At 36.0% G+C, this 14,623-nt stretch carries 7 protein-coding genes; 3 read left to right on the forward strand and 4 right to left on the reverse strand.

The features are described 5' to 3' along the window. Nucleotides 1–264: 264 nt before the first annotated feature. The 4 genes from DKT75_RS21790 to DKT75_RS02410 are packed head-to-tail and all read right to left on the reverse strand — an operon-like array spanning nt 265 to nt 8,185. Nucleotides 265–435 (reverse strand): hypothetical protein, encoded by a 171-nt coding sequence (locus tag DKT75_RS21790; protein WP_158278782.1) that lies wholly within the window; start codon nt 433–435, stop codon nt 265–267. Next, nucleotides 432–2,009, reverse strand: coding sequence for a hypothetical protein (locus tag DKT75_RS02400; RefSeq protein ID WP_109821838.1), 1,578 nt, complete (start codon nt 2,007–2,009; stop codon nt 432–434). The genes DKT75_RS21790 and DKT75_RS02400 overlap by 4 nt, the downstream gene beginning before the upstream one ends. Nucleotides 2,010–2,037: 28 nt before the next feature. Further along, entirely contained in the window at nt 2,038–3,504 is a 1,467-nt protein-coding gene (locus DKT75_RS02405; RefSeq protein ID WP_109821839.1) for a hypothetical protein, read from the reverse strand. A gap of 25 nt (nt 3,505–3,529) precedes the next feature. After that, nucleotides 3,530–8,185: an HAD-IA family hydrolase gene (locus DKT75_RS02410; protein ID WP_109821840.1), complete on the reverse strand. Its 4,656-nt coding sequence runs from the start codon at nt 8,183–8,185 to the stop codon at nt 3,530–3,532. 784 nt (nt 8,186–8,969) lie between these two features. Here DKT75_RS02410 and DKT75_RS02415 point away from each other — a divergent pair. The 3 genes from DKT75_RS02415 (at nt 8,970) to DKT75_RS02425 (ending at nt 14,620) form a co-directional block, all read left to right on the forward strand. Then, nucleotides 8,970–12,431, forward strand: a complete 3,462-nt coding sequence (locus tag DKT75_RS02415) for a glycosyltransferase (RefSeq protein ID WP_109821975.1) — start codon at nt 8,970–8,972, stop codon at nt 12,429–12,431. Nucleotides 12,432–12,764: 333 nt separating this feature from the next. After that, the gene (locus DKT75_RS02420; protein WP_158278783.1) at nt 12,765–13,628 is read left to right on the forward strand and encodes a sulfotransferase; all 864 of its coding nucleotides are present in this window, start codon (nt 12,765–12,767) and stop codon (nt 13,626–13,628) included. Beyond that, complete coding sequence (locus DKT75_RS02425) at nt 13,622–14,620, forward strand: hypothetical protein (RefSeq protein WP_109821842.1); 999 nt, start codon at nt 13,622–13,624, stop codon at nt 14,618–14,620. The genes DKT75_RS02420 and DKT75_RS02425 overlap by 7 nt, the downstream gene beginning before the upstream one ends. Nucleotides 14,621–14,623: the final 3 nt, after the last annotated feature.

The following is a 14,623-nucleotide window of genomic DNA, read 5'->3' on the forward strand; positions in this document are numbered from 1 at the left end:
AACCGGTTAGGTCGGTGAGATTTATCATTGAAGTTCTTACGCTTACGCCACTTTATAATCGTGCCACGACTTACATTAAAGTGCTTTGCTGCCACATCAATGGTCATATGGCCTTTACTGGCATGAATTTCTTCACGAGTCTTAGGAGTGGTTCGAGCGTTACGATGAACATTCATGTTTGCTTTCCAGAGTTTAAAAGATCTTTCATCACTTGACGAGCATGGTATAGTTTATCAAATTTAGAAAGCCCATAACCAGTTGGATCTAAACACATAAAAAGCTGTTTTTAGGGAAGTTACGTAAGCCAAGTTCGACGTAGTCAATACCAGCATCCGCAACTGCTTTTAAGTAAGCTTCAACAATTAATTGTGAGAAGTCCCAATTGTTGTAATAACCTCCATCGCGTAAAGTGCAGTCGAGAAGTTGTATGTTCATTGTTCATCTAATTTTTGCTTGTATTCATTCAACTTAAGATTTATTAAGGGACCGTTAGGCTTTATTTCATGTGCTTTACTAATTAGTTCATATGCTAATTGTATATTACCAGATCGTTCAAAAGCTAAGGCAACTTCCCTTAATACATCTTCAACTTTGTTGTTACCTTTGAGTCTTTTTTGGTTTAAGTAAAATATGTTCTTTTCTTTTTTATTAAGAGGGATGGGTAATAGTGGTATTTCCTTATTCTTTGTTTTATTTATTAGACTTACGGAAAGATTAAAAATATGTTGCCAAGGTATGTGGTAATCAGCATGTTGCCATTGATTTCCTAGCTTTGGTTTCTCTTGTGAGGTAAATTTTAATTCTCTATTTATTACAAAAAAATCACCTTCAGATTTAGAAACAGTTTCTCCCATATCAATATTGGAAAATTGTATAGTGTTATTCTTAGTGAATCTTAATGGTATTATTGCACTGCTTCCCATTGGAGATATAACTAGATCTGAATCGTTGTAGTATTCAATTTTATCAGGGTATGTTTTGCCAAATATTATATGTGTCTCAATTTTTTTTGATTTTTTTATTTTTTCTAGTATTTCAGTATATGTTTTTATATTTTCTTCAGTATTTACCGGTTGATTTATCTGGGATGTCATTCCATCGAATAAAATAAATAATCTATCAAAATAATTGGATAGGTTGTTAATTATTTCTGAGTATCCATCAGACTGTTCAACCCACTTTCTCTTTTCCGTTGAAATATTCAATACAATTTTTAATTGGTTTTCTTTAAATTTTTTTTGAAGTAATGTTTTTTTGCTTCTTAAGCACTTTTCTTCAAATTCAGTCATCGTTTTATTGACTAGTTTGTTGTTTTTATAGAAATTGGTTTGTGAAATAGCTTTAGGTGAAATGTATATGTTTTTAATGTCACTCTTTCTTTTTTGAGGCTCGGCGCTATTAATAATATCTTGTATTGGCCAAAATATATCATTGTAGTAAACTCGGTTTGTCTTGTAGATTTTTGATATATAATTAATAACGTAAAGTTGGTCGTAAAAAAAATGATACGGTCTGTTAGAGCTTATTAATATTCCTGTTGTCTTTTTCTTCTTGAAGTTATTTTCTTTAAGTTTTTCTTTAAGTTTTTCTTTATTAATTAACTTTGATAGATTTGAAACTGCTGGCAGCCATGAACTTCTCCTATTAACATGATAAATTATACCTGTATGAGTAAAAAAGCAATCAAGAAAATTACCTGCTTGAACTAGCATCCACGGTTTCTCTTGCAGTTCATCGGTCATAAACAAAAAGTTACAATATCCTATGCTTACTGACGCAAAAGGATAAGTAACTACCTTATCATTATCTGGGTGTGGCAAAGAAAAGTACTCTGAAACATAGAATTTTTTTGTATAATCTAGTAATTCCTGAACTTTATTTTCTCGTATATAGTTTGTAATTATAGATATATCATCTTTTCCATTTTTTTTTGATGGATATCTTAATATTTCAAAGTTATCTTTCCAGTTACAGATCTTATCAATAAAGTCATTTATGTTGGTGTTCATGATGATCCTTGAGGCTTTCAGTCTTCATTTAAGAATATATAGATGTATTGTAGATATCAACTATACCTTCACTCATTATTGGATCGAATCTGAATTTACCATTTAAGTTATCTTCTTTTATTATAAATTTAAGTTCGTTATACCCTTTGCTCACTTTTTTTAATTGGAATTTGTTTTCCCCGTAGAACGGCTTCTTATTCGTTTGATAGTGAAGTTGCGCTTTACCACTAACATTAGAGTTCATAGTGATTATAATTATTATAGTTGAGCTTTCTAATTTAATCGTTCTTAATGAATAGTATGGGTCTCGGCCGGTTGATTCTATTCTCGTTGCATACTTAATGTTTTCTATCAGAGTATCGTTGCTTAGACCATAAGTTAATGAGTTGAAATTGTAAGGAAGTACAGATAGAACAGGTGGTTTGATTAGTGGCGCAATGTTTGCTTTATCATTGTTGTCTATTTTTTCAAATAGATATAAGTTAAATATTTTCAATAGAATTCTAGATTGTTCTGATGTACTTGTTTTTTTAATTATCGAAAATAGTAGTCTGGGGTCCTTTTTGTAAATAAAAAATAATACATCACCTATTTTATCAAGAGATATTTTTGGTTTTTCGATATTAGTTATATGAGAAAAAATTCTGTTTTCTGAACCGAAAAAATGTTTATTTAAGTTCATCTCTCTTTCTTTAAAGAGGTCAAAAGTTTTTTTTCTTTCCTCTTTTGTAAGTATGCTGAATTTTTCTTTATTTTTTTCTACACTATATGAAGCTAAAATGCCATTGAAATCATACTTTATTTGGTCGTTGCTAGTGTTAAATGATATTGAGTTCAGGTGCCGTCTTAACTCAAATGCTTCAGGGACTAAAGAAGGATTTATTGTTTTCTCTGGTGCTTTAAAGTTAGAAATTGTAAGGTTTTTATTAATTTCAATTGCTTCTAAAATATCTTGGTATATATCACCATCAGTAAAAGTTGATCGATCGTATATACGAATATTTATTTTCTTTTTATCTATGTAGTTAGATAAATTTATCAATGTTGTAGAGTAGTCATGGTCATTTATTATAGTTTTTAAATCACTATAGTCTGTCATGCCATGATTTTTCACAAGCTGATTAACACAGCTATCCATCAGGTCATCAATTTTTCTTATGTAACATATGAGTTTAATGTTGAATTTTTTTAGAGCCTTTGCAAAGCTTTTAGGGTGTAGCCTAGCTGTGTGAAACAAAACCTCAGATGAAAGTATTATATTTTTTTGATCTATATTATTTATAGCTCTTTCTAATTCTTCAAATTTTTCATCAATAATCCAATGATGGAGATTAGTTGCATTTCCTGCGCTAGTTTGAAAAGCTTGTCCAAATCCTGGGTGCCAAGGGTAACAGTAATCAACTTCTTGTAAAAGTTCATTGTTGCATGCAAAGAAAGCTTGTATTGCACTACTTCCAGTTTTTGGCATACCAATGTGTATATATAAATTTTTCATATTCAACCTTAAAGACCCAAAAATATTACTGGGTTATAATTTTAGTATTAAATTTTTCTTTTATTGCAGTATGCAAATCACTATGAATTTTATTAATTTTATTGTTATCCAGACTTATTAATATTTCACTAATACTTTTATCAAATAAATACCCGTTAACCCCATGATCAATACATGAAGCAAACTCTCTGACATTCGAAGCTAGGACTGGTACACCTACCGCACCAGCTTCCACAAACTTAACATTAGATTTAGCATTGTTAAAAACATCATTAGCCAAGGGTACTAGCATCAAGTCGTGTTTAGCAATAAACTCAAGCATAGCGCTGTAAGCTAGTAATGGATAACAACTAACATTAGACAGAGAAAGAATACGTTCAGAAGACTGGGTTGCCCCTAAGATTGACAATGTAACACTAGGGGTGTCATTTAGATAATCAAACAACTCTTGCTCAATCATTTGGAAGTCTTCTCTGTGAGAATATGTTCCAGAAGAATAAAGCAGTCTTAATGGGCCTGATTTAGGCACTGGTTTACGGATGTCCTTAGCGCTGACCTTATTAGGTATGACTTGACAATTAATTTGGTATTTCTCTTCTATATGACTTTTAAGAGCAGGAGTCGAAACAATCATGCTGTCTAACTTAAGCATAAAACTCTCATAAGCAGTAGCAACAAACATTGCTTGATCCAAATCCCACTCACCACCTTTTACTGAGCCCACTTCAGCTATGTGTTCAGGAAAGATTAAATCATCCATCTCACCGACACAATACTTCTCGTATTGCCTTGCTAACGCTAAAAACTTTCCTATATTTCCTTGTTCTGCAAAGACTCGTTGGAAGACTATGCGCTGAGAGCGCTGAATTAATACCTTTGCTGTTTCTAAGCTGGTTTGGGAGTGTATAACAACCGCATTTTTACCCTGATACTGTAACGATTCTGCTAAATGAAGTGCTCGGTATCTAGTTGAACCATTATCTAATCCTGCGGAAGTAATGATTAGACTATCAATATTTTCATTTTCTTTATCAGCGAAATAGGAAATGGGCTCAAAATATTCATTATGTGGTGTATATGCGTAGTCAATATTTGGTTCGGTAGCTATTAAGCTTTGATAAGCGACAAACTCGTGGTGACCGCCCAAGCGTACTTCAAAATTCCCAAGCTCTACTTTGGCAATGTCATTATTTGTTTTGACTAGAGCCTCAAAAATCGAGTAGAAATAATCAGTTGAAATACTTAACGGTAAGTGAGAATTGACTGATTGTACTAATCTATCAAAGTATGATTCTGCGCCCATTTGTAGCTTTTGGGCAACAATATATTCTTTTGGTAATGGTGAGCCCAGTTCTTTAAGCTCCAGCTCTGCTTTACCATTTATTGCAGTAATCGCTGCTGCGGAAGGCTCTGGGGATGAAAACAAAACTTCAAATAAGGTTACGTTATCTTCTAAAAACCGAGAATAGAGTGTAGGTTCACCCATATTGTAAAGTAAAGAAGAGTGTGTGAGACTCTTATTGACACGCTCGCGGGTTCCTACATAAGCACCAATGATCTTCGTAGATGGGTTAAGTGATTTAACAAAACGGTCTAGGCGAGATTGAATATTAATTAGCCAACCAACATCAACTACCAATACTTTCTTAGCATCTAAAGCACCATGTTCTTTGAGGTAAAGCGCTAATCCATCACGCTGTGCGCTGTTGGCGTGATAGATTTCTGTTGAAAGAGATTCCAGCATATCAGATAGCTTAGAAAAATCATTCCAGTTAGGTACATAATCTACCGACTTAAATATTGCTTCAACTTTAGTCTTTATAAAGCTGTCATCTGGGGAAAGCTTGGCTTTCTTCAAGAAGTAACTGATAGGTTTTTCCGCAAGGTGTAGGCCTTCAATTAAAAAATACAAGTCATTTGAAGACAACTGTTCTTCAAGTGTGGCTCCGACAACTGTTGCTCGAGATAAGTGTAAATATTGAGACTGGTATTGCCCTTGTTCAATCTGACTTTTATATAGAGTATCAAATGCTTTTTTGATGATGCGGCCATCTCGTGCCATAAATACGATTTTTTTAATACCTTGCTCATCAGCTATATTTTTGGTGTGCATGGCCATCATAGTGGTGAGTGGGCCTGTAAGTTCAAAGCCTAATTTGGTATAAAAGTCGTTGGCTAATTGCGGATTAGCTTGTGCCCACAAGCGAGTTGCTTGAATGTTAAAGCTTTCCCAGATCCGTCCCATTTGTGATAATGATTGCTGTTGCTTCGGACTCAGTTGAATCATCTTGCTATCGCTTTCATAAATTGGAGAAAAACGAACCGCATTTAGTCCCGCTTGTCGAGCGCACTTTACATCTCCAATCCAGTTGTCACCAATGTGGATGATCTTATCAGCCTTAATGCCTATTTGTAGCGCGGCTTCTATTACATCTTTAAACAATTTGCCAGTGTCTTTTTTCCTACCGCGCTCTGAAGATAAGAAGAACTCATTCCATTTATTGTAACCATTAGTTTTTAATATTTGCTCGACGGTGTCACGATCAAGGTACATATCACTAGTAATGAAGATTTTTTTACCTTGCTTCAGAGCATGGCGGTAAAGCGTTTTACCCGTTGGGTGCTCAATGCAGGTATCAATCTCAGCGCGTTTTTCAATTTGGCTATTGCGATATAAAGGCATATGTTGGTAGATTTCATCAATCGAGATATCATCAACTCTGCCTTGTTTACTGCCAAGTACTTTTCCAGCGGTTTTCATGCGCTCTTCAAATAGTGATAAAATACCAGCTTCTTGTGCTGTATGTTGGTATTCAGCGATATCAAACACTGTTTCTGGTTGTGCCATTTCTCGTGTAACAAGCGTATCGAAAATATCGAAAGAGACGATGTCTGCGTTATCAATTAACGCTTTGTAATTTTCGATTTTATCAAGTTGACCAACAGTCGCTGACGCGGGCAAAAAATCGAGGATCTGTGGAGCAATTACATCTACATAATGACGCTCTATCACTTTTTGCTTCGCAGCACTGCCCATGCTTCTGCTTAGCTCTTCGTTAGTTAATAACTCAACTGCTGCTGCTGTCATTGCATTGGCATCTAAATATTTCACTACTCTGCCAGCATCTGTCTCGACAAAAGTATGCATACCTCCGGCTTGTTCATCAAAACAGATCACAGGGAGTCTTTGTTCAGCTGCTTCCATACACACTAACGGGTAAGGATCTTCACGAGAAGTGAGTAAGAAGAGGTCACCGTGTATAAAGTAATCCCTTGGATTACCTTTGGGGCCAATAAATTTTACGATATCTTCAACATCAAACTCAGCAATGGTATTGGCAGCGTTGAGGTCTTTATTCTGGTCAGAGCCAATCCAATGCATCTCAATATTAAGGGTTTTGTTTTGTTTAAGTTGTTGCGCGACTTTGCAAAATAAGTCAAACCCTTTTCTTTTTTCGACAGCGCCGCAACCAAAAATCAGTTTTTTGCTTTCACATGGGTGAGTGGTTTTCTCAGTCTGAGAATAACGATTGATGAAGGGCTTAAGATACTGTAGGTCTATATCAGCAAAGCGTTTGTTTAATGACTCAACACTACCAGGCGAGACAGCAATGTACTTTTGACAAATATCCTTTAATATAGCTACATTATGTTCAAAAATTTGGAAAACATTCTCCATTTCATGCACGTGCGTAACAAATTCCGCATGTAAAAATTCAAAAGCTTTCGCATAACTTGCGGCAGCAATAGTATTTATATATATAGTTTGTACATGATCACCACAAAAGTCAGCAATATCGTCACCTGTATGAGGTCTATCCATGAAGAAGGTTGGAGCAATGGCTTCAAATTTAGCGTCCCATGGACCTGCCGCACCGACCACAATTGAGAAGTTGATATCTGTGTGTTCTTTAAGCCAATTCATGAGAGAAAGAAGAACAGCAGGTGCTCCTGTTTCTGAAGCCTCATGTGATACAAAAATCAGTGAAGGGGAGTTAGTTAGTTGATGAGCACACGGGTTAACGTACTTTACTCTAGCTTTGCGCCCTTCGCCTTGACCAAACCGAATAAAGTGCTCAAGTGGATTCATGCCGGATGCCGCAACATCGGGATTTTTTTCTAAGTAATGTAACGTATTGAATTCATGTGACGGGTTTCTCCCTTCTTTTGCACCATACAATACGTAATGTTCGATAGGGTCTTGTTGGATATCTGAATAATGCTGAATATAGTAACTATCGCTGAACAATTGAGAGTCCTTCAATAATCTGTATGTCTGTGCAGTATCCGTTGTCTCGTTTAACCATTTGTTGGGTTGTAGTGCTGGGGACGGAGGTGTTTGACTCAGGTGAGTTGGAGAGTTTGTTTTGTGCGTCAGTGTACGACCTTCGTATTGACCAAACAAGATGTAGTGCAGCAAAGGGTTCATACCCCTGTTCTTGACATCTGGGTTAGCATTTAAGTATGAGTTGGTGTTAAAAGCTTGACTCGGATTGCGCCCCTCTTTCCAGCCTTTTTTTAGGTAATGTTTTGCATAGTTTAACCCTGTTCTTTGAAGGTCGGGGTATTGAATTAGGTAATAATTTTCATCAAATAAATCTGTTGTTTCAATAAGCTTCAAGTGTGAGTGTTCTGTTGTTCCAGACTGCTTCTTTATAAACTTTTTAAGTTTCTTTAGCATATTTATATACTCTATAAGTGATGAAGAGTTAGAGCTCTTTAATTAAAGTTACTCAGTAAGATAAGCAATAGTTTTACTGGCGATAAAAGAGGGCTCCCTATCACTTTTTAGCGTTTTTATCTTAACTACCCACATAGTTCTCAATGGTAGAGGTCATGACTTTTGGTCTAGGGGGGGGGCGAGACATAGTGAGACTAGAATGTTTAATGGTGATTTTTTTTGCATGAGGTTTTTAGAGTGATAAAGATTTTAATAGAGGGGTAGTTTTCTAGGCATTATGGCAGCACATGAATGCTACTTGCAAGGAGTGATTTACCACCTTTATGTGAAAAAAAGTCTTACGAAGAGATATTTGTGGAGGAGAATAAAGTATTCATTAGATATTCCCCTTGATGACAATCATTAAGCTTTGGTAGATTCGCGAAAGCGTTACAAAAGGCTGATAAATTCAGATGGTTAAACTAGCGGTCTTTAGTCTAAAATTCTATACTCTTAAGCTAGCTAGTGTTAAATTAAATACGATGTTGGGTTCATAGACCTCTTTAACCCCTCATGGAATAGGTGTCGCTCTATTTTCTGAATACTTAGTGTATGCAAAGCTGCGTCAGATCTCTTGTGATTAATTGGTCTTAATTGCCAGACGTACGCTTGAGAAGAAACCGATAACTTATCATTAATATGATATGTTCCAACTTTGTTTGCTCTAAATTACATCAGTGATTAAAATATGGCGAGTAGTAAAAAAAATTCAATTAAAGTACATGAAACGGGATTAAATACTCTTATGGATAAGAAAAAACTTTCCCAATCGAGTGTCGAACCAACTATAACCCCTCAAAAAACAACTGACTCCGAAGGTGTAAAGCAAAGCAAAGTTACAGATACTAATCAAGATGAGCAGCTTGGCAAATCCTCTACAAAACCACCACCGCAACTTAATGATAATGTGGATATAAAACAGAAGAACGAGATATTGCTCCATCCTTATTCTGATTGGTCACTCGATATTGTTTTTTACCGCGCACATTATTTGGATCTAAAAAAACACTCTGAAAACGAGCTAAGAAGTCACTGGACGAGCTATGGCAAAAAAGAGGGCCGTTATCCAAATGAAAAAGCGTTCGTCGAATTTGCACCAGAAATGCAGTTTGTACTTGATAGCGATTTTTACTTAGGGTTTTATCCAGATTTAGCAACGTCGAAAATAGTTAATCAAGTCGGTGCTAAGTTACACTGGTTCCGATATGGGAAAAATGAAGGGCGAGTCGCAACAGCTAAGCAATGGGCTGACACACAAAATCAAGATCAACTTTTGCTTGACCCTAGTAAATTAGATTTTGGTTTTATTTTAACCAAAAATAGTGGCCTTTCTGTTACTGTCAGAGATATACTAGACAGCTGCTTAGGAAATGTAGTTAAGCCAATACAGTTTTCAGATAATGTTAACGATACTGTTGAAATCTATAAAAAAGTCGGACTTACCGCTTATGACCATTATAAGCATAGAAATGAAGGTCATAAGTTAGAAGTTGCACGTAGTGCGTGGCGTATTGCTTGTCAATTTAAACCCTCATCAGAGGTTCTCGAAATTTTAGCCGGTACGTTTTATGCGCAAAGTGACTACCGCACGGCACAGAAGGTATATGAGCAAGCTTATCAAGTTGATAAGAAACTAAGTCATGGGGCTGTGGGGTCCTTGCTAACCTGTTTTGAAAAGCTCACTAATATCACCAGTGCTCTACATTTTTTAACCCAATACCATAAGGATAACCCAGACCAAAGCGCGGTTGTTGAGTGGGTTGATGATTTTTGCCAAAAGCTATATCTCGATAATATGGGGGAAATGCAAGTTCTTGCTAACTTAAATCAACGCCAGGCTTTATTGGATTGTGCAGAAAAGTATGTCGAAATAATCTATCAATCGTATTTTCAACTTTATACTACTACATCAGAAGTGGCTTTACGTAACAACCTCAATACAGATCGGGTGCTCATTGTTGGTGATTACCATATTCCACAGTGTATCCGTTACCGTATTGATCAGAAGGCTGAGCAATTAGAGTCACAGGGTAAGGCTGTTTCAACGATTGATTGGCGTGAGTTGAGTCAGCGTCAAAGTGAGCTAATGCTGCACGACGTGGTGATTTTTTATCGTGTTCCTGCTTTGCCTGCAATTTTAAAAGCGATTGCTAAAATAAATGCCAATGGTAAAGCTTCTTTTTATGAAATTGATGATTTGTTGTTTGAAACTAGCTACCCAGCACCTATAGAGACCTTTGGCGGGTATGTTGACGTAAATACTCATATTGAACTAAGGAAATCTGCGGCTAACTTTGCCTCTGCCGCTAGGCGTTGTCGCTTTGGCATTGCCTCTACCAAGTTGCTGCAAGAGCGACTAGCGCCCTTAGTGCAATCTGGCATTTGTTTATTACACCGCAATGGGCTAGATAAGATCAATTATTTCTCAAATTTAGATAAAAGCCAAAAAGATACTGTTGATATATTTTATGGTAGTGGGACACAGGCACATAATAGTGATTTTATTGAGCAAGTACTCGAGCCACTAAGCACTGTGCTAACCGAGAACAAGAAAGTCCGTTTGGTAATTGCAGGTTATTTAGAGTTACCTAAATCGTTTAAAGATCAATTTGCATCTCAATTGGTAGTTCTTCCAGCAGTGAAAAGTGTACGTGCATACTGGAGCTTCTTAGAGAAAGCGGATATAAACTTAGCAATTTTAACTGATGATGTAATTAATGGTTGCAAGAGTGAGCTGAAGTGGTTTGAAGCTGCTTGCATGAATGTCCCTTCGATTTTAAGCACCACGGCAAACTACAGAGATGTGATTAATCATGGTAAAGATGCTCTATTAGCTGGTGCGCCTGATCAGTGGACGCAATCACTTAGGAGGCTAATAAAAGATGAAGCGTTACGTAAAACCCTTGCAGCCAACGCCCTTGCTCGTGTGAGAAGTGAGTACAGTGTTGAAGCTTTGGGGCAATCACTAGTCCAATCTTTAAAGGGTACGCTTGAGGCGCAAACACCACAAAGGCAAATTAAGAAGAAAAAAATTGCCATTGTTAACGTTTTCTTTCCGCCCCAAGCTATAGGCGGTGCTACTCGTGTCGTATCAGATAATATAGATGAGTTACAAAAGCATCATGGCGATGATTTTGATCTAGTTGTATTTACTTCAGATAATCATTGTACAACGCCCTATCAACTAAGTTGTTACCAACATCAAGGAATAACTGTATATCGCTCCACTATTCTTTATAGAGAGCATATGGACTGGCATCCCAAAGACGACAATATGTATAAACTGTTTCAACAGTTTTTAGAGATAGAAAAGCCAGATATTGTTCATTTCCATTGTGTTCAGCGCTTAACAGCATCGGTAATTGAAGCAACTAAGGATGCTGAAATACCTTATTTCATTACAGCTCATGATGCTTGGTGGATATCAGACTTCCAGTTTTTGGTGGATCAACACAATACGGTCTATCCAGATGGTCACCCAGATATCTATGCGCCAAGAGTATTGCTGCCTAATACCACTCTAATTGAGTCCATTGAGCGAATGATGTATTTCCGAGTATTGCTTTATGGTGCGAAAGCGTTGTTAACAGTATCTGAAGGGTTTGCAAAGATTTACCGTAAAAATGGTTATGATAATATTAAAGTTAACAAGAATGGTTTAAGTGAGTCGGTTGATTGGCATCCAAAAGATACGGCTTATACGGAAAAAGTTGTTTGTGCTCATATTGGTGGTATGGCGGAGCATAAAGGCTACTTCCTACTAAAAGATGCGATCGAGGTTATACAGCCAAAGAATATTGAGATGTTGATTGTTGATCATTCAAAAGAAGAAGGCTATGTTAACAACACACAGTGGGGTGATGTTCCGGTCACTTTTATTGGGCGCATTGCTCAAAATCAAGTAGATAAGTTATATCAAAAGCTTGATGTATTATTTGCACCGTCAAAATGGCCTGAGAGTTACGGCTTAGTTACTCGTGAAGCAGTCGCATGTGGCTGCTGGGTTGTAGCTAGTAATATGGGGGGGATTGGTGAGGATATAGAAGTAACCAATGGGCACCGTATTAAGCCGGATTTAGAGTCCTTGTCTGAGACCATTGAAGTTATTGATAAAACACCCAAGCGCTATAAAGGCTTATCGAAATCAAGCAAAATTCGTTTAGTGCAAAAACAAGTTGAAGAATTAACTGGAGTTTACGATAGCTAGGAAACAATATTGTATTGTTGGTATTCCTAAAGTATATGGTTAGTTTTTTACTTGGTGTTATGACTTTACAAGTAAATAAGATAGGGCTTGCCGCGTACGATAAATGAATCGGAAACTATATCTGGCGATAATATTGTGATTTTTTAAATCATGTGAGAGTTATTTATAATTTGTGTATTAATAAATGAAAATGTCGGGGAGAGATTGATTTAGACTGGTTGAAGATAATGACCACAAAGATGTAGGCAGGTTAATCGGTGTGCTAAATATAGTCTAATGGCTCAAATCTTGAAGAAATTAGGCTCATTATTGAATAAAAGAAGAGGAAAAGTTGTGAAAAAGATTGATAATCTATTTTTAAGTGTTGGTGCCATGAAGGCTGGTACGACCTGGCTTTACGAACAGTTAAAGGAACACCCAGAGATTCACTTTACTCCTGAAAAAGAAATTCATTACTTCGCAAATAAAGTAGGAATTGAAAATCAACTTAATCATCGCAATAGAATTATTAAACTAAAGCACGTATTAGAGAAAACAGCGAATGCCAACCCTAAATTTATTGCTAAACATTTAGAAGAAATTAGTTGGTACACTGAATTCGCCCTACCAGATGATATTTGCAATCAATGGTATCAAAATTTATTTCGATTCAATAAAAATAGAAAGTTTTGTGCTGACTTTTCAAACCTTTATTGTCAAATGGGAGTAGAGGGATGGGAAAATGTTCGCAAAGTTTCCGATAATATCAAAGTAATTTACACATTACGTGATCCTTTAGAGCGTATATGGTCTCACTACAAGTTTCACATGAAGTGGGTGAATCGTGAAGATGACGCTCTTGAAGCGGGCTTTGAAAATTTCAAACATTTATTGGATCAGCACTTCTTTTGGGTTAATGCTGAGTATGCTCATAACTATGAGTTACTTCAAAACTCTCTTAAACATGATGAATTGATGCTCTTATATTTTGAAGATTTTCGTGAGCACCCTGAAAAGACGCTTGCAGAGGTGCAAAAATTTTTAGGGATTGAAGAAATACCAGCAAATCAAGAAAAGCTAAATAAAAAAATTAATAAGACAAAAAGTTTCGTTATGCCTGATGAGTGGCGTGAGTATGCAGTCAAAAAAATGTCAAATATTTCTGTTAGAAATAAAGAACTTGGTATAAGCCATGATAAGTGGGGGGATAGGTGTTAAGTGTAACAATAGAGGGTGGGGAATTAACTCTTTCTGGCCATGGCAATGAACCATGTAGTTTAAATATTGGTGGCAGTACTGTTGCAATAGAGAGCAACTCTGTTACGTTTAGCACTGATCAATATGATTTTATATACGAAGATGTGAATCTGACTAGAAAAGGTCAGTCAGTTTCAATAGATTATGTTTTTGATAAATACCGGCTTGATTTGAATCTTTTATACGATGAAAAATATTTAAATAGAGTTTTGTTTGCAGCACCTTCTCGTGAGTTCAAATCAGATGAACTTTTTTTTCAATTAATACACCTATTGAGAAAGTTCCCAAGAGATAGTAAGTTTTTAGGTGGCTTAATAACTCTACTTAGTTACCGAATTGGAGAAAATTTCAAGTTACGTAGCTGTTATATTAATGAGATACTATTAATAAAGAACGATTATGATAAGAGTGTGGTTTTACTGGATTCGGTAAGCATACGTTGGTATGTTTCTTCTTGTGCCGCTTTTTCAACAATACTTTTACTAAGTCGCCGTACTCTAGAGGCAAAGAAATGCCTACAAAGATTTTGGAGAAATTCATGTTATTTTCCTTTATCCGAGGCAATAGGGTGGAATCATGCTCTTTGTATGATCAATTTAGGGTTGATATTATATGACAAAGAAAAGCCCAGAGCGGTTGCTGCTTTTACTTGTGCATTCGATGTATCAAGTAATTCAATTTTAACAGTTAATAATGCCAGTAATAAGTTTATTTTATTTCAGTATTTAGACTGTGAGGTTCTTCTTCGATTATCTAAGTTGTCCATCGTTGCATTGATGGCACTTCAACATGACTCTAAGATACCAGAGCGTTTTAGTTCTATTGTGATAAGCTCAAAGCATAAATTTACGTATCGTGATATTTTAAAAAGATTCGTTTGTAAAAACAAGGAAGAGTACCATGGGTTTTATTTAGATGTTTCAATATTGATTAACGAAAAAATAGAAGGTTAGTAA

The sequence above is a fragment of the Leucothrix arctica genome, assembly GCF_003172895.1.
Taxonomy (GTDB): Bacteria; Pseudomonadota; Gammaproteobacteria; order Thiotrichales; family Thiotrichaceae; genus Leucothrix; species Leucothrix arctica.